The organism is Demequina aurantiaca (assembly GCF_050598105.1).
Lineage (GTDB): Bacteria > Actinomycetota > Actinomycetes > Actinomycetales > Demequinaceae > Demequina > Demequina aurantiaca_A.
In genome coordinates, this window is the sequence record NZ_CP192436.1 from 2,623,633 (window position 1) to 2,647,506 (window position 23,874).

The 23,874-nt window shown below is 68.2% G+C and carries 25 protein-coding genes and 1 pseudogene; 10 read left to right on the forward strand and 16 right to left on the reverse strand.

Annotated elements, in window-relative coordinates; genetic code table 11:
* The first annotated feature begins 74 nt into the window (after positions 1-74).
* Together ACQU6B_RS12060 and ACQU6B_RS12065 are read left to right on the forward strand one after the other, a co-directional pair.
* Positions 75-1,337 carry an isochorismate synthase gene (locus ACQU6B_RS12060; protein ID WP_430867785.1) on the forward strand — a complete coding sequence of 421 codons (1,263 nt, stop codon included), beginning with the start codon at positions 75-77 and terminating at the stop codon, positions 1,335-1,337.
* Between the two features lie 190 nt (positions 1,338-1,527).
* A complete protein-coding gene (locus tag ACQU6B_RS12065) occupies positions 1,528-2,505 on the forward strand; it encodes an alcohol dehydrogenase catalytic domain-containing protein (RefSeq protein WP_430867786.1) in 978 nt (325 codons plus the stop codon).
* Between the two features lie 24 nt (positions 2,506-2,529).
* Here the strand turns inward: ACQU6B_RS12065 and menD are convergent, their stop codons facing one another.
* The gene (gene menD, locus ACQU6B_RS12070) at positions 2,530-4,197 is read right to left on the reverse strand and encodes a 2-succinyl-5-enolpyruvyl-6-hydroxy-3-cyclohexene-1-carboxylic-acid synthase (protein ID WP_430867787.1); all 1,668 of its coding nucleotides are present in this window, start codon (positions 4,195-4,197) and stop codon (positions 2,530-2,532) included.
* On the reverse strand, positions 4,194-5,087 hold the full coding sequence (locus ACQU6B_RS12075) for an o-succinylbenzoate synthase (protein ID WP_430867788.1): 894 nt from the start codon (positions 5,085-5,087) through the stop codon (positions 4,194-4,196). Before ACQU6B_RS12075 ends, menD begins: the two co-directional genes overlap by 4 nt.
* Before the next feature lie 63 nt (positions 5,088-5,150).
* On the opposite strand from ACQU6B_RS12075, the gene ACQU6B_RS12080 reads away from it, so the two are divergent.
* Positions 5,151-6,095 (forward strand): 1,4-dihydroxy-2-naphthoyl-CoA synthase, encoded by a 945-nt coding sequence (locus ACQU6B_RS12080; protein WP_430867789.1) that lies wholly within the window; start codon positions 5,151-5,153, stop codon positions 6,093-6,095.
* 91 nt (positions 6,096-6,186) lie between these two features.
* Positions 6,187-7,821: a DUF222 domain-containing protein gene (locus tag ACQU6B_RS12085; protein ID WP_430867790.1), complete on the forward strand. Its 1,635-nt coding sequence runs from the start codon at positions 6,187-6,189 to the stop codon at positions 7,819-7,821.
* 56 nt (positions 7,822-7,877) lie between these two features.
* On the opposite strand, the gene ACQU6B_RS12090 is transcribed toward ACQU6B_RS12085, so the two are convergent.
* Positions 7,878-8,960 (reverse strand): DUF3048 domain-containing protein, encoded by a 1,083-nt coding sequence (locus ACQU6B_RS12090; protein WP_430867791.1) that lies wholly within the window; start codon positions 8,958-8,960, stop codon positions 7,878-7,880.
* Positions 8,961-8,994: 34 nt separating this feature from the next.
* Here ACQU6B_RS12090 and ACQU6B_RS12095 point away from each other — a divergent pair, with 34 nt between their 5' ends.
* A complete protein-coding gene (locus tag ACQU6B_RS12095) occupies positions 8,995-10,044 on the forward strand; it encodes an AMP-binding enzyme (RefSeq protein ID WP_430867792.1) in 1,050 nt (349 codons plus the stop codon).
* A gap of 25 nt (positions 10,045-10,069) precedes the next feature.
* Complete coding sequence (locus tag ACQU6B_RS12100) at positions 10,070-10,939, forward strand: 1,4-dihydroxy-2-naphthoate polyprenyltransferase (RefSeq protein WP_430867793.1); 870 nt, start codon at positions 10,070-10,072, stop codon at positions 10,937-10,939.
* A 138-nt stretch (positions 10,940-11,077) separates the two neighbouring features.
* Here ACQU6B_RS12100 and ACQU6B_RS12105 read toward each other — a convergent pair.
* Positions 11,078-11,209 (reverse strand): annotated as a pseudogene (locus tag ACQU6B_RS12105) (hypothetical protein); the annotation flags it as partial.
* Between the two features lie 33 nt (positions 11,210-11,242).
* Here ACQU6B_RS12105 and ACQU6B_RS12110 point away from each other — a divergent pair.
* Positions 11,243-11,566: a PLD nuclease N-terminal domain-containing protein gene (locus ACQU6B_RS12110; protein WP_430867794.1), complete on the forward strand. Its 324-nt coding sequence runs from the start codon at positions 11,243-11,245 to the stop codon at positions 11,564-11,566.
* Between the two features lie 12 nt (positions 11,567-11,578).
* On the opposite strand, the gene ACQU6B_RS12115 is transcribed toward ACQU6B_RS12110, so the two are convergent.
* The 7 genes from ACQU6B_RS12115 to ACQU6B_RS12145 are packed head-to-tail and all read right to left on the reverse strand — an operon-like array spanning position 11,579 to position 17,709.
* On the reverse strand, positions 11,579-12,715 hold the full coding sequence (locus ACQU6B_RS12115) for a glycosyltransferase family 4 protein (protein ID WP_430867795.1): 1,137 nt from the start codon (positions 12,713-12,715) through the stop codon (positions 11,579-11,581).
* A gap of 54 nt (positions 12,716-12,769) precedes the next feature.
* The gene (gene ccsB, locus ACQU6B_RS12120) at positions 12,770-13,834 is read right to left on the reverse strand and encodes a c-type cytochrome biogenesis protein CcsB (protein WP_430867796.1); all 1,065 of its coding nucleotides are present in this window, start codon (positions 13,832-13,834) and stop codon (positions 12,770-12,772) included.
* The gene (resB, locus tag ACQU6B_RS12125) at positions 13,831-15,456 is read right to left on the reverse strand and encodes a cytochrome c biogenesis protein ResB (RefSeq protein ID WP_430867797.1); all 1,626 of its coding nucleotides are present in this window, start codon (positions 15,454-15,456) and stop codon (positions 13,831-13,833) included. The genes ccsB and resB overlap by 4 nt, the downstream gene beginning before the upstream one ends.
* Complete coding sequence (locus ACQU6B_RS12130; protein WP_430867798.1) at positions 15,456-16,235, reverse strand: cytochrome c biogenesis CcdA family protein; 780 nt, start codon at positions 16,233-16,235, stop codon at positions 15,456-15,458. Before ACQU6B_RS12130 ends, resB begins: the two co-directional genes overlap by 1 nt.
* A complete protein-coding gene (locus tag ACQU6B_RS12135) occupies positions 16,232-16,837 on the reverse strand; it encodes a TlpA family protein disulfide reductase (RefSeq protein ID WP_430867799.1) in 606 nt (201 codons plus the stop codon). The genes ACQU6B_RS12130 and ACQU6B_RS12135 overlap by 4 nt, the downstream gene beginning before the upstream one ends.
* The gene (locus ACQU6B_RS12140) at positions 16,834-17,454 is read right to left on the reverse strand and encodes a histidine phosphatase family protein (protein ID WP_430867800.1); all 621 of its coding nucleotides are present in this window, start codon (positions 17,452-17,454) and stop codon (positions 16,834-16,836) included. The genes ACQU6B_RS12135 and ACQU6B_RS12140 overlap by 4 nt, the downstream gene beginning before the upstream one ends.
* An 18-nt stretch (positions 17,455-17,472) precedes the next feature.
* Positions 17,473-17,709, reverse strand: a complete 237-nt coding sequence (locus ACQU6B_RS12145; RefSeq protein WP_430867801.1) for a glutaredoxin family protein — start codon at positions 17,707-17,709, stop codon at positions 17,473-17,475.
* Between the two features lie 52 nt (positions 17,710-17,761).
* Here ACQU6B_RS12145 and ACQU6B_RS12150 point away from each other — a divergent pair, with 52 nt between their 5' ends.
* Positions 17,762-18,619, forward strand: a complete 858-nt coding sequence (locus tag ACQU6B_RS12150; RefSeq protein ID WP_430867802.1) for an HAD family hydrolase — start codon at positions 17,762-17,764, stop codon at positions 18,617-18,619.
* Positions 18,620-18,910: 291 nt separating this feature from the next.
* On the opposite strand, the gene ACQU6B_RS12155 is transcribed toward ACQU6B_RS12150, so the two are convergent.
* Entirely contained in the window at positions 18,911-19,009 is a 99-nt protein-coding gene (locus tag ACQU6B_RS12155; protein ID WP_430867803.1) for a 30S ribosomal protein bS22, read from the reverse strand.
* 86 nt (positions 19,010-19,095) lie between these two features.
* On the reverse strand, positions 19,096-19,335 hold the full coding sequence (locus ACQU6B_RS12160) for a helix-turn-helix domain-containing protein (RefSeq protein ID WP_061963415.1): 240 nt from the start codon (positions 19,333-19,335) through the stop codon (positions 19,096-19,098).
* A gap of 176 nt (positions 19,336-19,511) precedes the next feature.
* Here ACQU6B_RS12160 and ACQU6B_RS12165 point away from each other — a divergent pair, with 176 nt between their 5' ends.
* Together ACQU6B_RS12165 and ACQU6B_RS12170 are read left to right on the forward strand one after the other, a co-directional pair.
* Positions 19,512-20,885 carry a TrkH family potassium uptake protein gene (locus ACQU6B_RS12165; protein ID WP_430867804.1) on the forward strand — a complete coding sequence of 458 codons (1,374 nt, stop codon included), beginning with the start codon at positions 19,512-19,514 and terminating at the stop codon, positions 20,883-20,885.
* Positions 20,878-21,543, forward strand: coding sequence for a potassium channel family protein (locus tag ACQU6B_RS12170; protein ID WP_430867805.1), 666 nt, complete (start codon positions 20,878-20,880; stop codon positions 21,541-21,543). The genes ACQU6B_RS12165 and ACQU6B_RS12170 overlap by 8 nt, the downstream gene beginning before the upstream one ends.
* Positions 21,544-21,577: 34 nt before the next feature.
* Here ACQU6B_RS12170 and ACQU6B_RS12175 read toward each other — a convergent pair whose 3' ends face one another.
* From ACQU6B_RS12175 to ACQU6B_RS12185, 3 genes are read right to left on the reverse strand one after another with little or no spacing between them, the layout of a single operon-like run.
* Positions 21,578-22,564: a hypothetical protein gene (locus ACQU6B_RS12175; RefSeq protein ID WP_430867806.1), complete on the reverse strand. Its 987-nt coding sequence runs from the start codon at positions 22,562-22,564 to the stop codon at positions 21,578-21,580.
* Positions 22,551-23,144 carry an RNA polymerase sigma factor gene (locus ACQU6B_RS12180; RefSeq protein WP_430867807.1) on the reverse strand — a complete coding sequence of 198 codons (594 nt, stop codon included), beginning with the start codon at positions 23,142-23,144 and terminating at the stop codon, positions 22,551-22,553. Before ACQU6B_RS12180 ends, ACQU6B_RS12175 begins: the two co-directional genes overlap by 14 nt.
* Before the next feature lie 41 nt (positions 23,145-23,185).
* Positions 23,186-23,869: a class F sortase gene (locus tag ACQU6B_RS12185; RefSeq protein WP_430867808.1), complete on the reverse strand. Its 684-nt coding sequence runs from the start codon at positions 23,867-23,869 to the stop codon at positions 23,186-23,188.
* Positions 23,870-23,874 lie beyond the last annotated feature (5 nt).

The window sequence follows — 23,874 nt, forward strand, 5'->3', positions numbered from 1 at the left end:
CCCGGGCGGGGTCGCGCGGCCTCCTGGTCGGGGTCCGGGACGGCCTCGACTCCGGCGCGCCGTAAGGTAAGAGAGTGACCGTCAACTCCACAACTGCCGGGCCCTTGAGCGCCCGCACCGTCGCGATCTCCGACCCAGGCGACCTGCTCGATCTCCTGCCGCCCGACGGCTACTCGTGGATTCGTCGCGGCGAGGGACTCATCGCGTGGGGCGTCGCGGAGCGCTTCGACGGCGCCGGCGCGACCCGCTACACCGACGCCAATGCGTGGTGGCGACGCCTGACCCGACACGCGGAGGTCCACGACGACCTGCGTCAGCCCGGCACCGGCCTGATCGCCTTCGGGTCATTCGCCTTCTCCGACGCCTCCGCGGCGGGCGGCACAATGATCGTGCCCCGGTTCGTCGTGGGCAAGCGCGGCGACCACGCGTGGATGACCGAGATCACCAGGGCACCCGGCGGCGTCGTTCCCGCTCTCGCCGATGCGCTGGGCGAGGCCGTCCCTGTCGCCCCGCTCGGCAACGTCAGCGTCGAGACCGGCGACAGCGAGACCTGGAACGCGGCGGTGAGTACCGCGATCCTGCGAATCGTCGATGGCGAGGTCGACAAGGTGGTGCTCGCCCGCGCGGTGGGCGCCCAGGCGGAGAACCCCATCGACGTGCGCGCGGTGCTGCGCCCGCTCGCCGACGACTACCCGAGCTGCTGGACGTTCCACGTGGACGGGCTGGTGGGGGCCACGCCCGAGCTGCTGGCGCGAGTCGATCACGGCCTGGTGACGTCGCGCGTGCTGGCCGGGACCATCAGGCCGACGGGCGACGAACTCGTTGACCTCGCCCACGCCGCCGCCCTGGCCCGCTCCTCCAAGGACCGCGAGGAGCACGAGTACGCGGTGCGTTCCGTCAGCGAGGTGCTGGTCGACCACTGCGCTTCCATCAACGTGCCGGAGGAGCCGTCGGTGCTCCACCTCCCCAATGTCATGCACCTCGCCACCGACGTGACCGGCGTCCTCAACCACTCCGCGACCTCGCTGGAACTGGTGAGCGAGCTGCATCCCTCTGCGGCGGTGTGCGGGACGCCGACCCTGGCGGCCGCGGCCGTGATCGACGCTCTCGAGGACCTGGACCGGGGCCGGTACGCCGGGCCCGTGGGCTGGACCAACGCGGCCGGCGACGGCGAGTGGTGCATCGCGCTGCGCTCGGCTGAGATCAACCGCGAGGACCCCACCCGCGCGCGCCTGTTCGCCGGCTGCGGCATTGTCGCGGCGTCGGTTCCCGAGTCCGAGTGGGCCGAGTCCGAGGCCAAGCTGGAACCCATGCGCAGGGCCCTGGGGGCGCTGTAGTCGGCCCCACCGCGCCGCCCGCACCCGCACCTCCCGCACCCGCCCCGCCGCTCCCCACCCGCGCCCTATGGGTCCGATACCGCACGTTTTGGGCGGTGAGTGCGCGGTAGGGGTCCGTTCTGCCCCGCAACCACGCCTCACCGGCCCAAAGTCCCGGTCGAACGACCGTCACCGGCGCTAGGTTCCGGATATGAGCATTGACACCGCAGAGACCAGCACCGAGTGGGCCTACAGCCTCACCGCGCCCTTCACCTTCGAGCGCACGGAGGACGCGGAGCCGCTCACGGCCGGACCGGGCGAGCTCCTCGTCCGCCTCAGCGCGGGCGCCGTGTGCGGCTCCGACATGCCGTTCGCGCGCGGCGCGATGGTTCCCCCCTTGGGTTACGCGACCCCTGGACACCCGATGCACGAGGTCGTCGGCACAGTGGTTCACTCCGAACACGCCGACTTCAGCCCCGGGGACCGCGTGGTCGGCTGGGCCACCGACTGGTGCGCGCTACGCGAGCAGTTCGTCACCCGCGGCGACCAGGTTTCCAAGGTCCGCATGGCCGCGCCGGATGCGCACGTCACCGTCGCCCAGTCCGTCGCCTGCCTGCTCACCGTGTTCGAGCGCCTCGGATCGCTCGAGGGCAAGTCGGTCGCGATCATCGGCATGGGGCCCTTCGGCCTGATGACCAGCGTGATGGCCAAGGAACGAGGGGCCGTCAGCATCGTGGGCGTGGACCCCGTCGACCGGACCGAGGACATCGTCGGGCTGCCCGTCGACTCGCTGGCACGCACCACGTCGCGAGTGTGGGCGGCGTCGCTCGCGGAACAGGACCGCCCCGATGTGATCTTCGAGATGGTCGGCCACCAGAGCGCCACGGTCGCCGACGCGATGAATGCGATCGCCAACGGCGGCACCGTGGTCGCCTACGGCGTCCCCGACGACGACTGGTACGCCCTGCCCCTGCGCGCCTTCTTCCGCAACAACGGCACGCTGGTCACCGGCGTCACTCGCCACCATCGCGAGATGCTCGAGCTGGCGCAGGACTATCTGATCGCACACCCCGACTTTGCCCAGCACATCGTCACGGACGTGTTCCCCGTCGAGCGGGTCGAGGACGCGTTCCGCGCGGCAGCAGCGCCGCGGCCAGGCCAGCGCAAGGTGATCCTGACGGCGCGGTAGTCGTCCACGGCAGGCCGTCAGCCGTCAACGCAGGCGGGCCTCGACAACCTCAATCCCGACCGGAGGCTGCGCGAGCGCCGCGGCCAGCGCATCGGCCGACCGCACCTCGGTGTGCGCGACGCCGTAGCCCGCGCAGATAGCGGCGATGTTCGCGCCGTGGGGCGTGGTGAAGACGCGCTCCACGTATTCGGCGGGGGCATTCGCGTGCTCGAGGCCGCTGAAGATGGTGCCGCCGCCGTCGTTCATGACGACGATGCGCAGCGCGGGCGTGCGCTCGAGCGGCCCGACCAGCAGCCCGCCCGCATCGTGCAAGAAGGTCACGTCGCCCATGAGCGCGAGCACGGGCCGCCTGGCCGCGAGCGCGACGCCCACCGCGGTCGACACCGTGCCGTCTATGCCCGCGAGCCCGCGGTTCGCGATCAGGATGGGAAGGGTGTCCTCGGTCCAGGCCGGAGCGGCACGGTCGACGGCGCGGATCGAGCCGGACGAGCCGATCACCGCGATGTCGCCACGGTGCAGGGATTTCACGAGGGTCGCGGCGACGGCTCTGCGTCCCCACGCGGGGGTGGGCACGTGCGCGCTCGCTGCGGCGGTCTTCCACTCGTCGAGCCAGGCGCGGTCGCCAAAGTCCAGTGCATCGCCGTGGCGCTGAGTCCAGCTCTTGGGCACGTCGCGCACCACGCGCTCGGCGTGCTCGGGTGCCTCGCGCCAGCGCGCCCCGTGGCGGGCCACCATGAGGGTGGGCGCGTGAGCGATGAGAGCGGAGATTCCGCGGGACAGCGTTGGCCGGCCGATCACGACCACCAGGTGGACGCGCTGCGCGAGCTTGCGACCCGCATCGGCCGCCAGCAAATCGATGTAGCCGGGCACGCACGCGTCGCCGCGCCGGGCGCCCGAGGTGGGCTCCGCGAGTAGCGGCCAGCCGTGGGCCTCGGCCACCAGCCGGGCGGCGTCGCCCGCGCCGTCTCCCGCGATCACCACGCCGTGCGTCACCGCGGGTAGGGAGGTGGGCGCGTCGGGATCCGTCACGATGGGGATGCCGGTTGACGGCGAGAACTCCAGGTACGGGACCTCCGCCCACACGCCGCCATCGCTGCCGAGCGGATCGCGGAACTCGAGGTTGAGGTGCACCGGCCCCGGGGATCCGGTCATGTCGTCGCGACGAGCGTCGCCTATCGCGGACTCCACGGTGCGCGCGGCGATCCTCGTGGCCCGCCCGGCGGCCTCGCCCGGCATCGGCGCGGGGACCTCGTGGGCCCAGCGCACAAAGGTGCCGAAGATGTCGACCTGATCCGTGGTCTGATTGGCGCCGACGCCGCGCAACTCGCTTGGGCGGTCCGCGGTCAGGAGGAGAAGAGGTACGCCCGAGTGGTGCGCCTCCATCACGGCGGGCAGCAGGTTACCGACGGCCGTTCCGGAGGTGGTGACGATCGCGACCGGCCGGGGATCGCCCGTCAGCGCGCGGGCCCGGGCTATGCCGAGTGCCAGGAACGATGCGGCGCGTTCGTCAATACGGACGTGCAGGTTCACCCGCGGGGCGCCCAGCGGTGGATTCGATGAGCCAGCCTCCGCGAGCGCGTGGGCCAAGGGGCCGGACCGCGATCCGGGGCACAGCACGTAGTCCTCGACGCCGTGCGCGGCGAAGGCGGCGATGAGTTCGCGCGCGAACTCCGCCGATGGGTTTGCGCTCACGCGATGACGTCCAGGTCCAGATCCACGGGACCAAGCATTCCATCCCTTGGCACGATGGTTTCCCGCACGGTGTCGGTCGCGAGCAGCGCGCCGGTGCCCAGCCCGCACGCGTAGCTCAGTTCTGGCAGGGCGCGCGCGAGCGCGATGCCGGCGGCCAGGCCCACCGAGGACTCCATCGCGGACGCCACGACGACCGGGATTCCCACCTGCTCCGCGAGTTCCAGGCAGGCGCGGACGCCACCCAGCGGCGCGACCTTGAGGATGATGATGTCGGCGGCGTGCTTGCGCACCACCTCCATGGGATCCGTGGGGATGCGGATGGACTCGTCCGCGGCGATCAAGGTGTCCACCCGGCGGCGAAGCTGAGCGAGCTCGTCGACGGTCGCGCACGGCTGCTCGACGTACTCGAGTCCGTTGAGTCCCCCGCGGCGGGCCGCGAGCTCGAGTTCCGCCAACGCGCGCACCGCGTCGTCCACGTCCCAGGATCCGTTCGCGTCGATACGGACCTTTCCCCCGGGACCCAGTGCGCCGGCGACGGCCTCGACGCGAGCGGCGTCCTGCATCGGCGACGAGTACCCGCCCACCTTGACCTTGGCGGTGCGGCATCCGCCTGCGACCGCGAGCCGCGAGGCCTCAGCGGGGCCGACCTCCGGAACGATTGAGTTGACCGCGACCATGTCGCGAACCGGCTCGGGCCAGTCGCCGCGCGCGGCCTCCATCGCGGCCCGCCACCAGCGGCCCGCGCGCTCGGGGGTGTAGTCGTCAAATGGGGAGTACTCGCCCCACGCATCGTTGCCGTCCGGGCCGGTGCCGCGAAAGAGCACGCCGGACCGGCTCGTGACCCCGCGAAAGGAGGTGGCGAGCTCGACTCTGAACGGCCTGAATTCCATATACCTAGAGTACGTGTGAACTCGGCTCAGAGTTCCGTGGCGGATGCCCATTAGGCTCGGGTCATGAGCGAAATTCCAGCCAGCGTTTCCAGCACCTTTAATCCCACCCAGTGGCGGTCCGTCGACGGGTTCGCCGACGAGGACATCACGTATCACCGTTGGGTGTTGCGTTCCGGCTCGGGGGCAGAAGCGACCGAGCGCGACCTGCCCGCGGTGCGCATCGCGTTCAACCGTCCCGAGGTGCGTAATGCATTCCGGCCGCAGACCGTCGACCAGCTATACCGCGCGCTGGACCACGCCCGCATGACCAGCGACGTCGCGGCCGTGATCCTGACCGGCAACGGCCCCAGCCCGGCCGATGGCGTGCACGCGTTCTGCTCGGGCGGCGACCAGCGCATCCGTGGCCGCGACGGTTACCTGTACGAGGGATCCGCGGCCGATGCTCCCGCCCACGGCGGGCGGCTTCACATTCTCGAGGTCCAGCGGCTCATGCGGACGATGCCGAAGGTCACCATCGCGGCCGTCAACGGCTGGGCGGCCGGCGGCGGGCACTCCCTGAACGTGGTCGCGGACCTGTCCATCGCATCGGCCGAGCACGCGCGGTTCAAGCAGACCGACGCGAACGTCGGGTCCTTTGATGCGGGGTACGGCTCGGCTTTGTTGGCCCGGCAGGTAGGCGACAAGCGGGCGCGGGAGATCTTCTTCTTGGCGCGCGAGTACTCGGCGGCCGATGCGGAAAAGTGGGGCGTGGTGAACGAGGCCGTGCCGCACGATCAGTTGGAGGCGACGGCTCTGGAGTACGCGAAGACCATCGCGTCCAAGTCGCCGCAGGCGATCCGGATGCTCAAGTACGCGTTCAACCTGGCCGACGACGGGCTGGCCGGGCAGCAGGTGTTCGCGGGCGAGGCCACGCGGATGGCCTACATGACCGACGAGGCTCAGGAGGGGCGCGACGCGTTCCTCGAGCACCGCGAGCCCGACTGGACGCGATTCCCTTACGCGTTTTAGCCTCGGGCGCTTGCCCAGGTAGATCGGCCACTTTTGGGCAATTTGCCCCATTTTGACCCCATTTGTCAGACCCCAGTGGTTGACTCCAATTATGACGATCTTGACGAGTTCGCTGGCCCGGGAGGTGACGCTGCTGCGTGCTTTCGAGGGGCGCGCGGAGTCGGAACTGTCGAAGTCCGAGCTCGACGACCTGCGCGAGGCGGTAGGTGGCGCGCGTCGCGCACTCGACGTGGTCGCCGCCACCATGGCCGGCGAGGTGGGGCGTCGGAGTGCTCCGGAGCTCGGCGTGGGCGGCATGGCGCGCAAGGAAGGTTTCAGCACTCCGCAACAGTTGATCGCCAAGACGCTCGGCACCTCCCCCGGCGATGCGGGCCGACTCATCGCGATGGGGCAGGCGCTGCGGAACGAGTCCGGCGGCGAGTTATCTGACACCCCCGAGGGCGAGGTCGCTGGGCCCGTGTCGGGCGCTGCAGCCCAGCCCACTGATGGGCCGCGCTACCCGCATCTCGCTGCCGCAATCGCCGCGGGAATACTCGGCGCCGAGCAGGCCGCGCTGATTAAGCGCACGCTGGACGCGTGCCGGGAAGCGATGCTCGCCGACCTCGATGCACGGTTTGTGACCACGCGTCGCGGCGCGAGTGCCGAACGCAGCGGCGCGCAGCTCGTTCGTATGGCAATCTCCTCGGGGTCGGCCTCTCCCGATCCATCAACTGGCGCGGGTGAGGAAGACGACGGCGCCGGGAGGTCCGGTGGGGCCGGCAGACCCGAGCACCAGGAGGCGCGCGCGGCCGTGCTGAAGCGGCTCGACGAGCTCGAGCAGCGACTCGTCGCGAAGGCTCCCACGCTGCGGCTTGCCGACCTGCGTCGGGTCTGTGACCGCGAGCGCGCGTGGTGCTCCCCCAAGGAACTTGCCGTCAAGGAACGTCGCCACGTCGAGAACCGAGCGCTCTTCTTTGGCGAAGACGCGGACGGCATGATGACTATGACGGCGCGCATGGACGCGGCGAGCGCTGCGCCGATCAAGGCGTGGGTCGACGCGCAAACAAAGTGGGCCTTCCAGCAGCGTCGCGACCTCTCCGAGGGCGGCGGCGGAATCTTCGACGCACGTCAGCCCGGGCAGATTCGCCTGGACGCGCTGGCCTCGCTCGCGCGTCATGGGCTTGACTGCAAGCAGCCAACCTCGGGCGTCAAGACCACCGTGGTAGTGCGGTTGGACGAGAAGGACCTCAGGGAACGCGTGGACGATCTCGGTAATGGGGTCGACCTGGGAGAGGGCGCCCTGGGCGAATGCGATCAGCTGTCCGGCCCCGTCACCGTCGCCACCCTGCGGTCGATGGCCGTTGACGCCGGTGTGGTGCCGGTGACGCTTGGCGGGACGTCGCTACCGCTGGACATCGGGCGCCTCGACCGGATTTTCACCGCGGCACAGCGCATCGCGCTCATCGAACGCGACGGCGGCTGTAGCTGGTGTCACGCGCCACCCTCGTTCTGCGAGGCTCACCACATCAAATGGTGGGCCCGCGACAACGGTCGCACGGACATCGATAACGGCGTGATGCTGTGCACGGGCTGCCACCATCGCATCCACCGCGATGGGTGGGGAATCGAAATTCGGCGCGGCGACGTGTGGTTCACGCCGCCCCCCGGGGTCACATCAGAAGCTAGCCCGCGCATCGGCGGCAAGGCCCACCTGGCGCTGGGAGCCGTGGCGCCCCGCGCCGCCTAACTACTCGCGAGTCTTTCGAAACCCCAAGATGGCGGCAATCGAGACACTGATGAGAGTTAGGAGAAGTCCACCGACGTGCTGTTCGACACGCCCTTGTTCGGGATGAGCTCGACCCAGGTCTTGCCCGGGAGGAGTTCGACGGGGTCGCCGTCCTCAGTGGTGAACACCCACGGGTCGTACTGACCGGCCTTGGACCACTTGATGGGAATGCTGGTGTTGCCCGACGCAACAGTTCCCTCGCCGCTCTCACCGGCGACGATGGTCTCCGGGACCGAAGACCCGCCACTCGACGACGTGTACTTGACCGTCACGTCGAGCACCACGACGTTGCTGGCGCCAATCTGGTCGCCGCCGCTCGTGACGTGCGCGTTGCCGTCCTCTGAACGCATCCAGAGGCCAGCGCTGTTATCCCAGGTCCAACTCGGGTTGGAGTACTGGGACATGTGGATCTTGATGTTTGAAACCGTGTCGCCGCTGGCGGACGTGGGTTCGTCGCCGGCTTCGACGATGCCCCATTGCACCGGCGGCGCGGACATGTCGGCGGCCTGCTCGAAGAAGGAGCTCGTGTAGCCGTGCAGGTTGTGCGGAGAGGGCTTGTCGCTGGTGCGGTAGAAGCCGGCGTCACCGCGGTCCTGGGTGATGACCTTTTGGCCACTGTTGATGGTCTCGTTGACGAAGCGGGCCTGGGCACCGGAGAAGATCAGCGGCCCCTCCATCGAGCCCATGATGTTCTTATCCATGGGGCGCATCGAACGGATCGGACCGACGCTCTCGGGTACATCCGAGTGGTACACAGCGAGCAGTCGCGAGATGCCGGACTCGACGTACTCCTCAAAGACCACGTCGGCCTTGTCGAGGTTCTCCTGTGGGCGCGCTTCCTTTGAGTTTTCGATCTTGATCGACAGCGCCGGGCGGGCCAGATCCTCCGCGGACGCCTCGGTGGCGTCCATGCCCGTCAGCGGCCAGACGATGCCGGGCTCGGGCTCGGGCGGCGGGGTGGGCACGGCCGCGCGAGAGGCGCTTGGGTTGGGCGTAGCCGTCTCCGTGGCGCCGGGAACCGCGGCCGGCGCGCACGCGGAAAGCAGCAGTGCGAGGGCGGCGAATCCAGTCAGTCCGGCGATCTTTCGGTTGGTCGTCATACGCGAAAGTGTACGTGCGGCTTACGCTGGGGTCATGATGTACGCGCCCCTGGCGAAGGATCCCCTCGCGGCTATCGAGGCCATAGTGACCGGCGACGTCGACGGGCTCTCCGTGGCGACGTCCGGGTCGACCGGGAATCCTCGAAACGTGCTGATCAGCGCCCGCGCCATTCGAGCATCGGCGTTCGCGACCGTGGGGCGCCTTGGCGGCCCCGGGTCGTGGCTGCTGGCCCTGCCCCCGTCCCGCATCGGCGGCGCCCTGGTCGCGATCCGAGCGGGCCTCACCGAGCAGCCCCTCACGATCATGCCCGAGGGCAGCTTCACGGCGGAGGCCTTCGCGCGCGCCGCCGCCATGGTGCCCCCCGGACGCCGCTACGTGTCGCTGGTGCCCACCCAGGTAATCCGCCTCATGGACTCCGACCTGGGCCGCGACGCGCTCGCCCTCTTCGACGCCGTGCTGGTGGGCGGCGCGGCCTTTGGCGACGGCAAACGACCGGCCAACGCGGTCGAGACCTACGGCATGACCGAGACCACCGGCGGATGCGTCTACGACGGGGTCGCGCTGCCCGACGTCGAGGTCGCGATCGCCGACGACGACCGCATCCTGATCACCGGAGCGACCCTGGCGGACGGATACGACGACGGCGACACGTCCGCGTGGGTCACTCACGACGGCGTCCGGTGGCTGCACACCGGCGACCTTGGCCGCTGGCACGGCGGCAAGCTCGAGGTCCTGGGGCGCTCCGACGACGTCATCATCACCGGCGCGCACAAGGTGCATCCCGTGGTGGTGGAGCGCGCCATCGCGGCACTCGACGGCGCTATCGGCGGCGCGGGCAACATGGCGGTGGTCGGCGTCGACGACGCCGAATGGGGCAAGCGCGTGGTGGTCGTTGTGGAGTCCGCCCAGACCGAACTGTCCGTCGAGGACCTCCGGGATTGGCTGCGCGATACGCTGCCGAACTACGCCCTTCCGCGCGACCTGGTCACGGCGCGGTCCCTACCGCGCACCGCGGGTGGCAAAATTGACCGCAGAGCGGCGGCGATCCTGGCTACCCAGGCGCTGTCGCATCGGTCCACCTGATCTGCCTCACACCTCCTGGAGACACATGCCGACCACCAAGAACTGGGTAGCGGGTTCGCGCCCACGCACTCTCTGGACCGCCATCGCGCCCGTCGCCGTCGGAACCGCCGCGGCAAGCGCGCAGGGCGCCGCGGCCATCGTGCCGGCGCTCCTCGCGCTCGGCGTCGCCCTCGCGATGCAGATCGCGGTGAACTTCGCCAACGACTACTCGGACGGCGTCAAGGGCACTGACCTGAACCGCGTGGGCCCGGATCGCCTGGTCGCGACCGGCAAGGCCACGCCCACGCAGGTCAAGCGCGCCGCCTACGGGTCCTTCGCCGTCGCCGCACTTCTCGGCATCGCGCTGATCGTGACCTCGGGACTGTGGTGGCTCGCACCCATCGGGCTGGTGGCGATCATCGCCGCCTGGACCTACACCGGCAGCTCGCGACCCTACGGCTACTCCGGCTGGGGCGAGATCAGCGTGTTCGTGTTCTTCGGTCCCGTGGCGGTGCTGGGCACCGAGGTCACGCAGGCCGACGCGATCAGCTGGACCGGAGCGCTCGGCTCCATCGGCGTTGGCCTCTACGCGGTGTCGCTACTCATGGTGAACAACATCCGCGACCTTGAGACCGATGCGGTGACGGGCAAGCGCACGCTCGCGGTCCAGCTCGGCGACCTCAACGCGCGCCGCCTGTTCGCCATCACGGTCATGCTCCCCACCGTGATCACTGTGATCATCGCGTTCTCGCACCCTTGGGCGCTCATCGCGACGGTGGTGGCGCTACCGTCGCTGCTGCTCGCTATCGCCATGCGGGTGACCGCCGTCGTCTCCCGCATGCCCCTGGTGTTCCTGGGCATCAGCGTCGTCGGCCTGGTCTACGGAATCCTGCTCGCCGTCGGCATCGCCCTCTAGTTCGGCGCCGCCGGCGAGAGCAACGCGCTCCACCTCGGCGTCCTCGACCGAGTCCTCGGAGTGAGTGCGGGCGTGCGAGCGAGTCACCCAGCCGTCCATCTGAGCCTTGGCGCGCTCACGCATGTGCGGCAACACGAGGTACGAAATCAGCCATCCCACGACGAACGCCGCGATCACGGCCAGGATGTCCCGCCACCCCACGCTCCACAACACCACGAGTACGGCCACGAAAATGCCCGTGCGGGCTGCCCAATAGGCGAGAACCTTCATATAGACCACGTTACCCGGCGATAGAGTGTGCCCATGCTCAAAATCTTGCCGTTCGTGCTCTACGTGGTTCTTGTTGTGTATTCCCTCGCGGATGCGGTCCAGCGTCCGGAGAAGTCGCCATACGGGCTGCGCAAGTGGGCCTGGGTGGTCATCATCCTGGTCCTGCCGTACATCGGCGCCGGCATCTGGCTGTTCCTCAAGTTCACCAACGGCAAGGCCGACCCCAACAAGCCGGTGCCGCGCGACCAGGGTCCCGACGACGACCCGGACTACCTGAACTGGCTGCGCGAGCAGGAGCGCCGCCGCAAGCGTCGAACCGACGGCGGGAGCCAGGGCGAAAGTCAGGGCGAGAGCTAGCCGCCGGCGCTATTACGCTCGGTACAGCTCCAACATCGCGGCTCCGGTCACGTTGATGTCGTACGCGCGTAGGAGTTCCGCCTGCTCGGCGTGAATCTCCTCGCGCAGTCCGGCGTCCCCCAGCACGCGCTCGAGCGCGACGGCGAAGGCCGCGGCATCACGCGCGTCGACGGTCACCTCGGGCCGCCCGCCCAACACTGACCGGTAGCCGGGGTTGTCCCCACCCATCACCACGCCCGCGCCGGAGGCCATCGCCTCGATCAGCACGATTCCAAAGCTCTCACCGCCGGTGGCCGGAAAGACCGCGAGATCCGCGTCGGCGTAGAACTGAGGCTTGTCCGCCTCGCTCACGAACCCGTCGAGCCGCACCACGTCGGCCAGGCCGTGTGTCTCTATTGCCGACTGGATCTCCCCCAGCAGCGGCCCTTTGCCGCCGATGCGGACGTCCAGGCCACGCGCGGTCTGGGCCGGCAGCGCGCCCAGCGCCTGCACCAGCTCGAGCGCGCCCTTGCGCTCCACCAGGCGGCCCAGGAAGGCGACCACGAGGCGATCGCCGGGCCCGCGCATCGGCCGCTCGTCGCTCACGGCTCCGGCGAAGGCGGCCACGTCCACGGCGTTGGGGATCACCTCGCAGTCGATACCGAAGGCCTCGTGCGCGAACTGGGCGGCGGGCGCGGAGACGGCGACGAAGGCGTCGAACTTGCGCAGGTTCCTGCGCAGAAGCCGGCCCAACAGGTGGGTGCCCGCGGAGCTGACCCGCCCATCGGGCAGGATGTGGAAGGTCCCCACGATGCGGACTGTGCGCGCCTGGACCCGCCGGGCCTCGTCCACCACTCGTGCGGCGAAGAGCGGCGAGTGCGGCGTCTGCACGTGAATCACGTCGTAGCGCTCGCGCTCGAGGAAGGCGCGCAGTTCCTTGCGAGACGTGGGCAGCGGCACGCGCAGCCCGTTGCCGTTGAAGTTCACGGCCATGTTGCGCGCCAGTGAGTGCACGGTGACGTCCTCGCGCGACGCCTGGGAGCACACGTAGTGCACGGTGTGGCCCGCGGCCTCAAGGTAGCCGCCGAGCGTCAGCGCGTACTGCTGCACGCCGTCGGGTCGATCGATGCTGTCGTCCAGCACCAGGGCGATCTTGAGGGTGTCAGTCACGGATTTGCTTCCATCCTTGTAGGCGCAGGCTCGCGCCGAGTGCCCTCGGGGAGCCTAGGCCTTGGCGTAGGAGTGCAGGCCCTGGAACACCAGGTTGACCACGGTGAAGTTCATGATGATCGCGACGAAGCCGGCGACCGCCACGTACGCGCTGCGTCGCCCGGCCCAGCCCTGGGTGGTGCGCGCGTGCAGGTACGCCGCGTAGATGACCCAGATCACGAAGGACCAGATCTCCTTGGGGTCCCAGCCCCAGTAGCGGCCCCACGCGTGCTCAGCCCAGATGGCTCCGGCCATCACGGTGAACGTCCACAGCACAAAGCCAACGGCGTTGAGGCGGAAAGCGAGAGCCTCGAGCTTCCTCGGGGTGGGCACGGCCTCCAGGAATCGGAACGACTTGCCCTTGATAACGCGGACGCCGGGGTCGTGGAAGAACCTCAGGAACCTGTTGCGAACCTCGCGCGGCTCGCTGTCGCGGTAGTCGCGTCCCAGTTGCAGCGTCGTGGCCACGAACCCGACCGCGAAGATGCCGGTGGCGATGGTCGCGATGGAGACGTGAATGACCAGCCAGAAACTCTGAAGCGCCGGCTGCAGGCCGGTGGCCTCCTCGTAGAGCACCGTCAGTCCCAGGCCCACCGCGATCGCCGCGAGTCCGGTGACTCCGGCGCCTAGGTAGGCGACGTCGCGCTTGCGCTGGACGATGAGGAACACCACGACGGCGACGAGCGAACCGGAGATCGTGTACTCGTACATGGTCGACCACGGCACGTGGCTGGCCTCGATGCCGCGCGCCGTGACGCCGATCGCCTGAAGCACGGCGCCCACCAGGGTCGCCGACTTCGCGATGCCGAGTGCCTTGGTGGCCTTGACGTCGTTGGCCCCCGCGGACTTGCGGCCGGGCTTCGCCTTGACGGCCGATGCGGTGGCCGAGGCCGGCGCAGTCGCCGATGCCGTGGCCGTGGCTGCGTCCGCGGCGCCAACGCTGACTGGCTCCTGCGCGGCGGCGGCGCCCTTGAGCTCCGCGACGCGCGAGAGGCGGATGGCGTAGGCGACCATGGCGATCGCGTAGAGGACGCAAGCGCCCCACAGCGCCATCGCGCTCAGCTGTTGTAGGTCATTCATTCGTCGTCCTCCACATCATCGGGCACGCGCCCACTCGTCGCGGCGAGCGCCCGGTCGAGCGCCGCCTCGACTCCGCCATCGTGCGTCGGCGCGAGCGCGGCTCCTCGCACCACTGTAGTTCGGGTATCCATGGTGGCCACCAACCAGATCCGTCGACGCGTCGCGAACAGGCTGACCGCGAGTCCCAAGAGCATGCTGATCGAGGCCGCTAGCAGCCAGGGCAGGGACGGGTCGGCCCGCAGGTCCATCGCCGCAAAGCGCGGGAGCTCGTCAAAACTGAGCGTTCCGAGCCCGTCGGGAAGGGTCGCCGTCTGCCCGAGTGCCAGCGCGAAGACCACCGGGTCGCCGTCGTCGCCACGCACCGGGCTGAGTTCGCTCTCGTCCAGCAGGTAGACGTTCTGCGGCACCCCACTGTCGAGTCCCAGGTCGCCGGTGAACGCCCTGAAGTAGATGACGGGGTTGGACGGGTCCGGGTGCACGGAAATCGCATCGTCGCCCTGGACGACAGCGCTGGGCAGCAGCGTGCCCTCGAAGCCGACCTGAGGTCCCGACGTGACATCGGGAACCTTGACGACCCCCGTCGACGTGTAGACGCCGTCCTGGGGCAGGAAGACCACCGGGCCCTCGAACGCGATGTTGCCGTCCGCGTCGGTGTACGTAAGCACGGGGGCGTACCCGTTGCCCTGCAGGTACATCTTCGCGCCGTCGACCTGCAGCGGCCGGTTCACCTGCACGGCAGCGTCCACCTTGTCCTTGCCGGGCTCCTGGAGGGTGACGTTCGCGGTGAAGGTCTTGGGCCGGCCGTCGACCTCGAAGACGGCGTCCAACGAATCCAGGCGCACCGTGAAGGGTTCCAGATTCGCCGGGTCGAATCCGGTGCCGTGAGAGAAGGTGTCGTAGGCGACGGCGGCATTGGTGAACGTCCGTCCCTCGACGATGATGGCCTGGCCGCGATACGTGAACAGCGTGCCCGCGCCCACCGCGATCAGCACAAACACCAGGGAGATGTGGAAGACCAGGTTGCCGAACTCGCGCACGTGACCCAAGTCGGCCGTCATCGCGAGCTCTCGCCCCTGCTTGCCCTCGCTAGTTTTGACGCTGCGCTCGTCGACACGCACGCGGTAGCCGGTCAGCGCGCCCAGCCACCCGGAACGCGGCCGCAACTCTAAACGCGCACGCTCGATGGCGGTCGCGGCGTCCACGTCCGTCTGCTCGGCTCCCGACGGCTCGTACCGCGCGAGGGAGCTCGGAACTGGGGGGACGGGAGCGCGCATGGCGCGGTAGTGGGCGATCGCGCGCGGGATGATGCACCCGATCAGCGACAGGAACAGGAGCACGTAGATGGCGGTGAACCACGCGGACCCGAACACGTCGAGGAAGCCCGTCTTATCCAGCAACGGCCCGATGAACGGGTTGTTGTCGATGAACGCCTTGGTGTCCCCCGCGTTTTGGGGCCACTGAGGCAGGACCGAGCCGGGGATCGCCGCGAGCGCCAGCAGCAGCAGCAGGATCAGCGCCACCCGCATCGACGTGACTTGGCGCCACATCCACCGCAGCCATCCACGCACGCCCAGACGCGGGGCCGCCGCGACCGCGTAGTTATCGATCTTCACGCGCGCCATCAGATCGCCACCCAGTAGTTATCAATCCAGCCCTGCAGCCAGCCGGTGACCTGGCCCCACAGTCCGGTCACGAGCATGACGCCCAGGATGATGAGCATCGCGCCTCCAAAGCGCATGAGTGCAAGGCGGTGGCGACGCAGCCACGCCAGCACTGGCTTGGAGCGCTGGATGAACAGCGCGAAAAGCAGGAAGGGCAGTCCAAGTCCAAAGCAGTACGCGACTGCCAGCAGTACGGAGCGACCCTGCGATCCCTCGGTGAGGCTCAGGGCGAGTACCGCGCTCAGCGTGGGGCCGATGCAGGGGGCCCAACCCAGTCCGAACACCACGCCCAGCAGCGGCGCGCCCGCGAGGCCCGCCTTGGGGCTCACGTGAAATCGCTTCTCGTTCTGCAGGAACGGCATCGCGCCCATGAACGCGATGCCCATCAGGATCACGACCACGCCCAGCGCCCTGGTGATGATGTCGCGCTGACCTTCGCCCACCTGCGTGCCGATAGCCGCGGCCAGCCACCCAAGGGTGATGAAGACCGCTGAGAAGCCCGCGATGAACAGCAGCACTCCGAGCACCAGCCGCGGGCGGGACGCACCCTTGCCGGTTCCGACGTCGGCGCCCGCCATCCCGGACACGTAGCCCAGGTACCCGGGCACCAGCGGCACCACGCAAGGAGAGGCGAAGCTCACCAGCCCCGCGATGATCGCGACTGGGAGCGCGGCAAGTAGCGACCCTGTCAGCGCGGTCTCGGCAAAACTCTGGCCGATGCCGGTGGCGACGCCGTTCACCCGTTCGCCCCCGCATCGGACGCGGTGGGTACGCCACCCGTGCGGACGGCCGCCTCGTCAAGGAGGGACGTGAGTGTCGAGGGCTCCACGCGGCCGATCACGCGGGCGTAGATGCGACCCTCGGGATCCAGGATCACGGAGGACGGCACGGCGTTGACGGCGACGACTCCCTGGAGCGCGGCGACGGCGTCTCCATTGGAGTCGTCGATGCTCGGGTACTCGACGTCAAAGGTGCGGTCGAAGGCGTCTGCGGTACCCGCATCGTCGCGGCCGTTGATCCCGATCACCTGGACGTCGTCACGCGCGTCCGCGGCAACCAAGTCCGGCGCCTCCGCGCGGCACGGCGGGCAGGCCGCATACCAGGTGTTCAGTAGTACGACCTGGCCGCGATAGTCCGCAACATCGAGCGGATCACCCGCAAACGTGGTCCCCGCGAGCACCAGTGGCTCGTGCTGGTCGGACTCGGAAAAGATCGTCACGGTGCCGTCGCCACTCACATACCCAGGGGACTCGACGGCGTCGCCTGGCGCGCAGCCCGCGAGCGTGAAAATGATGGCCGCGATGACCGCGACGAGCAACACCAGGCGGGCGCCGCGCTTCACTTGGGGATCTCGATGTGCTTGGCGGGCTCCGAGTACGACATCGAGACGGGTGTAGCGCCGTCAAACTCGAACGAGGTGAGCGACGCGACCGAGCACTCGCGGGATCGCGGGTCGTGGAGGAACCGACGGCCCTCAAAGTGCATGCGCGCCACCCAAATGGGCAGCTGGTGGCTGACCATGACCGTCTCCGAGTCGGGGTTCGCGAGCGCGGCGTCGGTGATCGCGGCCCACATGCGGTCGCGCTGCTCGACGTAGGGCTCGCCCCAGGACGGTCGCCACGGGTTGCGCAGGCGCCACCAGTGGCGCGGGTGCGCAAAGTCGGCCGCGCCGGACTGGACCGGCTCGCCCTCGTACACATTCGCGGCCTCTATCAGCCGTTCGTCCGTCACGATTTCGAGATTGAAGGCCTTCGCGATGGGTGCGGCCGTCTGCTGCGCGCGCAACAGCGGCGAGGCGACCACACGGCCCACCCGATTGCCGTCCGCGACTAGAGAATCTGCAACTGCCTGGGCCATTGCGGCGCCGATGTCCGAGAGGCGGAACTCGGGCAGGCGTCCGTACAGGACCTTGTCCGGATTGTGGACGTGACCGTGACGCAGGAGGTGGACCAGGGGCATGTGTCTATTGTCACCCGCCTAAGCGAGTGCCTGGCGCAAAAGGCCCGCGTCGATGCGCCAAAAACCCACGGTCGCGCCGTCGGCGAGGACGACGGGAACCTCGTCGCCGTACTTTTCCCGCAGGCCCGGATCGGTGTCGATATCCACCTCGAGCCAGTCAACGCCGGTTTCCCCGCAAACCTCCTGGACGATGGCCCGTGCGGGCTCGCAGAGGTGGCATCCTTCACGGGTATATAGGGTCACACGGTGGCTCATGCGTCAAGAATACGTGCCCAACGCGCTCCCTACTCTCGGTAAGGTTAGCCTCGTGACGACAAAGACGAACGACCACGGGCAGGGACTTGGTGTCGCTGCGTTCTTCGACGTCGACAACACAATCATTCGCGGCGCGAGCGCGTTCCACATCGCGCGGGCGCTCAAGCAGCGCGGCTATTTTGGCACCCGCGACATCCTCAAGTTCGGCTGGGAACAGGGCAAGTACCTGGTGCTTGGCGAGACCGATGAGCAGATGGAGAAGCTCCGCACCGACGGAGTCTCGATCGTCAAGGGCTGGTCCGTCGCAGAGATGGCGACTATCGGCGAGGACGTCTACGACGAGGTTCTCGCCCTGCGTATCTTTCCCGGCACCAAGAAGTTGCTCGACGACCACCTCGCCAAGGGACACCAGGTGTGGCTCGTGACCGCCTCGCCCGTCGAGATTGGCCGGGTGGTCGCGAAGCGCCTCGGCGCCACCGGAGCACTCGGCACCACCCCTGAACAAGAGGGTGGCTACTACACGGGCAAGCTCAACGGCCCGATGCTGCACGGCAAGGGCAAGGCGGAGGCCATCACGAAGCTCGCCGCTACGGAGGGTCTCGACCTCACCCAGGCGTTCGCCTACGGCGACTCCATCAACGACTCCTACATGCTGAGCGCGGTGGGGCATCCCTGCGCGATCAACCCCGACACCAAGCTGCGCAAGTACGCGCTCAGCCACGGCTGGGAGATTCAGGAGTTTCGCGACCGCCGTAAGAACGGACGCCGCGGAATCGTCAAGGCCTCCGTCACCGGCTTTGTCTGGGTGACGATGGCGGTCATGCGCGGAATCACCGCCGCAGTCACGGTCCCGCTGCGCAAGCTGTTCCGCTCCCGCAAGTCCCCGCACGGCCCCGCCGGCCAGGACTGAGCCTCACCGACCTCCGGGCTGTTCCGGAGCGCTGGTCGGCTCCATGTGCCGCTAACGTGCGCTAACGGACCAATAGGAGCATCCGTGCGCCGGAAACGTACCAAAACGGACCCATAGGAGGTCCCGGGTGCGAGAAACGTGCGGAATCAGACCCATAGGGGCACACGACTCTCGGCGGCAGGCCGACGGGCCCATGGGGCACGCCCCGGGCATGACAAAGCCCGTGCCACCAAAAGGCGACACGGGCTTGCCCGTGATTCGGAGGCGCGCGGCTAACCGCGCACGACGGATCTACTTCTTATTGCGACGCTGGTGACGAGTCTTACGAAGCATCTTGCGGTGCTTCTTCTTCGACATACGCTTGCGGCGCTTCTTGATAACGGAACCCACGGAACCTACCTTGGTTGTTGGAAAAGCTTGAGTGTATGTAACCACACACGAGCGTCCAGAACGCGCTGGACGCGACAGACGGTTACCTAGCCTACCGCGCCTGAGGACCGGTCGTCATCCTCAGCCACAAATCCACCCTGAAGAGCGGCTTGCTCCATAAAGGTTTCAACGGCCTGCTGAGGTACTCGAAAGGACCGACCGAAGCGCACAGCAGGGATTTCTCCCGCGTGAACCCAGCGATAAACGGTCATGCGCGAGACGCGCAGCATGTCCGCCACCTCGGCGACGGTCAAAAAGGTCGTGCGCGATGAGCCGTTGTCAGCCATGTCCTAGGTTTCTCCCTCTCAGCAATCAGCCGGTCTATCGGCCTGTTACTCCTTCTACTGTAGGGGCAGATGTGACAGTTGTGAAGATGAAAGAACGTGCCGATGAGTCATAGGGGGCCGCTAGGTAGTGGCAACCTAAGAGGTAGACACCCTGACGAGGGCAACTAAGGAGGCGCATGAGCTCGCTGACCAGCGCGCGCGCAGCCGTAAGCGAATGGGTCGACCGCGTCGCACTCAGCGCCCCCGCGCGCCTCACGCTGATCACCTTCGGCGCGGTAATCTTCCTGTTCGCCGGGCTCCTGTCTCTCCCCATCGCCACCGCTTCCGGCGAGCGCGCCCCCTTCATGGACGCGCTCTTCACCGCCACCTCGGCCGTTTGCGTCACCGGCCTGACTACGGTGGACACCGGCGTCTACTGGTCGTCGTGGGGCCTCGCCATCATCGCCGCGGGCATCAAGATCGGCGGCCTCGGGATCATGACCCTGGCCTCCCTCGTGGGTCTGGCAGTATCCCGGCGCCTCGGTCTCACGACGCGCCTGCTCGCCGCCGGCGAGGCGCGCGCTAGTGGCATGGGTGACCTACGAACGCTGCTGCGCACGGTCGTGATCGTGTCCTTCTCCATCGAGATCGCCATCGCCCTCGTCCTCTTCCCTCGGTTCCTCACCCTCGACTACGGGCTCGGCCGGTCCGCCGGATACTCGGTTTTCTACGGCATCTCCGCGTTCAACAACGCAGGGTTCTCGCCGGACCCTGCGGGCCTGTACCCCTTCGCCGACGACGCCTGGATCTTGGCGCCCCTCGCAATCGGAGTATTCATCGGCGCGCTCGGTTTCCCCGTCTACCTCAACCTCATCCGCGGCTGGCGCCGCCCTCGAAGCTGGTCCCTGCACACCAAGCTCACGCTCATCATGGTCTCGGCACTCGCGTTCCTGTCCGCTGCGCTGCTCGCCATCTTCGAATGGAGCAACCCGCTCACCCTCGGCGACAATTCGACCCAGTCGACAACGCTGCACTTGCTCTTCCAATCGGTCAACCAACGCTCTGGCGGCTTCTCCGCCATTGACATCAGCAACGCGTCCGAACAATCCTGGTTACTCAGCGACGTCCTCATGTTCATCGGTGGCGGCTCCGGATCGACGGCCGGCGGAATCCGCGTCACCACCCTCGCCGTGCTGCTGTTGGCCATCTGGGCGGAGGCCCGTGGACGCCGCGACATGGAGGCGTTCGGCAAGCGGGTCGGCACAGAGGTGCTACGCGGCGCCGTGGCCATCACCGTCATCAGTCTCTCGATCGTCATCACGGGCACTGGCGTTTTCATGGCCCAAACCGGCATCCCCCTCGATAGATCGCTGTTCGAGGTGGTTTCCGCCTTTGCGACCTGCGGGCTGAGCACCGGCATCACGGGTTCGCTGCCGGACGATGCCAAGATGACGCTCACCATCCTGATGTACGTAGGGCGCGTAGGCTCGCTCACGATCGCCGCTGCGCTAGCGTTGAACAAGCAGCGCCGCGTCATCCGATACCCGTCAGAAAGGCCTCTCATTGGCTAACAAGGCCTCCTCCGCCACCGGCGTCCTGGTCATCGGACTTGGACGCTTCGGTTCCGCGCTCGCCGACACCCTGGACACGATGGACGTCGAGGTGCTCGCCGTCGAGCGTGACCCGGTCCTCGTGGAACGGTGGTCCAAGCGCCTTCCCGTCGTGGAGGCCGATGCCACCGACCCCCGTGCGCTCGAACAGATGGGCGCGCGCGACTTCGCGGCGGCCGTGGTTGGCGTCGGCACGTCGCTCGAGGCGTCCGTTCTCATCACCGGCAACCTGGTCGACATCGGCATGCCCGAGATCTGGGCCAAGGCCATAAGCGACGAGCACGAGCGCATCTTGCGGCGCATCGGCGCGCACCACGTGGTGCTCCCCGAGTCCTCCGCCGGCGCGCGCGTCGCTCACTCGGTGGGCGGCAAGATGCTCGACTACATCGAGGTGGAGGACGGCTTTACGGTCGTTAAGATGCGTCCGCCCAAGGAGACGCATGGCTTCACGCTCGATCAGATGGGCCTCATAGAGAAGTACGGCGTGCGGATCATCGGCGTCAAGAGCCCCGGTAGGGACTTCGAGTACTCGAGCCCCGAGACGGTGGTCAACTCCGACGATCTGCTGGTGGTCGCCGGCGACGGTGAACTCCTTGAGCGGTTCGCGCAGCGTCCGTAGGCGCCCGACCTAAACCCCGCGAGGAGCGCCCTCGCTACTGCTCGAGGACCCCGCGTGTCACGGAGGCGCCGCTGTGCGTCGGCACGCCATCGAGCGGCTCGATGGAGATGTCCACGATGGGGAAGGCCGCCACGTCGAACCCCTTCGGGATGACGAACTCCTCGCTGGACTGCGTGAGGTGCCCCAGGCTGACCATTCCCTCGATGTTGGGGTCGATGAGCCACACCTCAAGGTAGCCGCCGGGCACGTCCTCGAAGTCGGTGTCGAGCACCAGCACCTCGCTGCCGTCGTCCAGGACCTCCACGCGGGCTGTCCCCGCGTCGGCCTCGGTCACGAGGTTAGTGAGCGCCGCCTGAGCGACCACGTCGCCAGAGGGCTCGCCGCCCCTCAAGATGCCCGCGAAGATGCTCGCGCCGGCGACCAGCCCCACGATTCCGGCCGCTATACCCACCAGCCACGGCGTACGACGCGAGCCGCGAGCCTGAGTGCCGCTGGACCCCGATCCGTCGCGCTGGGCCTCCCTGGATAACCTCGCGGCGTTCAGGTCGACCGGCGGGGGAACCGTGGCCTCTGAGGCCTCTGAGACCCCGGCCGGGTCGGTGGCGATGGTCGACTCTGGCGCGACGGTCGACTCTGGCGCGACGGTCGACTCTGGCGCGACGGTCGCATCCTCAGTGACCTTGGCGTCACGTTGAAGCGCATCAGCCACGTAGGTCGCAGGAGACTCGGGCGATTCCGTCGCGGAGCGCGGGGAGGGCGCGCTGGGAGCCACTGCTGCGGTAACTGACGCCTCCGCCAATAGTTCGTCGCCGAGCTCGCTGGCAATCTGCTCCCACACGGAGTCGGGGGGCGTCAGCATTCCGGAGTGACGCCCCAGGGCGCCGATCCGGTCCGCGAGCGCGCGCATGTGCTCCACGCGGTCGGTACATTCGCTGCACTCTGCGGCGTGCAGGGCAGCGGCGGCGTCCTGGTCGTCGCCGATGGCCAGGCTGGCTACGGCATCGTCATCAAGATGCGACATCGGTCACCTCCCAGCGTTCGCGCAATGTTACGAGGCTACGGCGTATATGGCTCTTGACAGTCCCCAGTGGCATTCCGAGTTGATCCGATATCTGTTCGTGAGTACGGCCGTCGACAAAGGCGAGCGCCATGATCACTCGGCGGGGGTCGCCCAGCGATTCGAGCTCGTAGGACAGCAGCACGGTGTCCAGGTCCTGGTCGATCGCGGGTCGCTCGTCGGTCACGGCGCGCACCGCCGCGACCTTGAGGCTCTCGCGGCGGCGCTTGTCGAGCGCATCGGCGATTCGTCGGCGCGCTATGCCGACGATCCATCCACGTAGCTCGCCCCGCGCGGGGTCGAAGGTGTCGCGTGCTCGCCAGGCCGACACGAAGGTTTGCTGAGTCACGTCTTCCGCCTCGTGGGTATCCCCCAGGGCGCGGACGGCGAGCGTGTAGACCAGCGGTGACACGTCGCGATAGATGCGCTCCAGGGAGCCCTCGGCGCCGGCCGCAAAGGCCGCTCCGGCATCGTCCGCAGTGTCCGCCGGGACCTGCTTGAGGCGCGCATCAGGGGAGCCGTTGTCGCGCGGCGTCACTGCCATCCGCGTATCCCCCTGAATGTGGCAAGTGGAACGTCGCGCGGCTAAACATCAACCCGCTCCGCCCACACAATTACGTTGTCGTCGTAATGACGAGTATTCCAGTCAAACTCGCCACCGCAAGTGACCAACACCAACTGGTGTCCCGGAGTGCCGTCCAAAACGCGGTCAAAGTCGACGGTTTCCTTGGACGTCTGCTCGACCGCGGACACCCTGTAACTAGCGATGGTGCCGTCGTCGAGCGTGACGTCCACCTCCGCGCCCTCACTGACGCCCTTCAGCGCGGCGAAGGGGCCTAGGCCGCTCGGATCGTCCACGTGGGCGGCCAGGAGCGCCACTCCCTCGTCCTGCCCTGGCGCGGCGCCTGCACGCCACCACCCGGCTACAGCTGCGCTGTCCGGAATCTCCAGCGTCCCGTCGTCCAGAATTCCGACGTCGGTCACGTCCATGTCCAGGCCGAGGTCCGCCACCGCCAGGCGCACGGGCTTAGCGACCCGTTGCTCCTCGAGCCTTTCCAGAGTCGCCTCGTACACCGGGGTCTGCGCCCTGGTGCCCGGAGCCTGGATGCTCGCGAGGGTGTCCGGGCCGGCGTCCACAGTCGCCGATGCCGTGGCACCCGATCCGGTCGAGTCGCCGGCGGTCGCCGCGGAGGAGCAACCGGTCAACGCGAACATCGCGACGAGCGCGGCGGCCATGAAGCCCGCGGCACGGGTTCCTGCTTTGAACACTGGAT

Coding starts and splice junctions, on each gene's coding strand:
- ACQU6B_RS12065 (WP_430867786.1), top strand. CDS start 1,528: ATGAGCATTGACACCGCAGAGACCAGCACCGAGTGGGCCTACAGCCTC.
- ACQU6B_RS12075 (WP_430867788.1), bottom strand. CDS start 5,087: ATGGAATTCAGGCCGTTCAGAGTCGAGCTCGCCACCTCCTTTCGCGGG.
- ACQU6B_RS12080 (WP_430867789.1), top strand. CDS start 5,151: ATGAGCGAAATTCCAGCCAGCGTTTCCAGCACCTTTAATCCCACCCAG.
- ACQU6B_RS12085 (WP_430867790.1), top strand. CDS start 6,187: ATGACGATCTTGACGAGTTCGCTGGCCCGGGAGGTGACGCTGCTGCGT.
- ACQU6B_RS12090 (WP_430867791.1), bottom strand. CDS start 8,960: ATGACGACCAACCGAAAGATCGCCGGACTGACTGGATTCGCCGCCCTC.
- ACQU6B_RS12095 (WP_430867792.1), top strand. CDS start 8,995: ATGATGTACGCGCCCCTGGCGAAGGATCCCCTCGCGGCTATCGAGGCC.
- ACQU6B_RS12100 (WP_430867793.1), top strand. CDS start 10,070: ATGCCGACCACCAAGAACTGGGTAGCGGGTTCGCGCCCACGCACTCTC.
- ACQU6B_RS12110 (WP_430867794.1), top strand. CDS start 11,243: ATGCTCAAAATCTTGCCGTTCGTGCTCTACGTGGTTCTTGTTGTGTAT.
- ccsB (WP_430867796.1), bottom strand. CDS start 13,834: ATGAATGACCTACAACAGCTGAGCGCGATGGCGCTGTGGGGCGCTTGC.
- resB (WP_430867797.1), bottom strand. CDS start 15,456: ATGGCGCGCGTGAAGATCGATAACTACGCGGTCGCGGCGGCCCCGCGT.
- ACQU6B_RS12140 (WP_430867800.1), bottom strand. CDS start 17,454: ATGCCCCTGGTCCACCTCCTGCGTCACGGTCACGTCCACAATCCGGAC.
- ACQU6B_RS12145 (WP_430867801.1), bottom strand. CDS start 17,709: ATGAGCCACCGTGTGACCCTATATACCCGTGAAGGATGCCACCTCTGC.
- ACQU6B_RS12160 (WP_061963415.1), bottom strand. CDS start 19,335: ATGGCTGACAACGGCTCATCGCGCACGACCTTTTTGACCGTCGCCGAG.
- ACQU6B_RS12165 (WP_430867804.1), top strand. CDS start 19,512: ATGAGCTCGCTGACCAGCGCGCGCGCAGCCGTAAGCGAATGGGTCGAC.
- ACQU6B_RS12175 (WP_430867806.1), bottom strand. CDS start 22,564: ATGTCGCATCTTGATGACGATGCCGTAGCCAGCCTGGCCATCGGCGAC.
- ACQU6B_RS12180 (WP_430867807.1), bottom strand. CDS start 23,144: ATGGCAGTGACGCCGCGCGACAACGGCTCCCCTGATGCGCGCCTCAAG.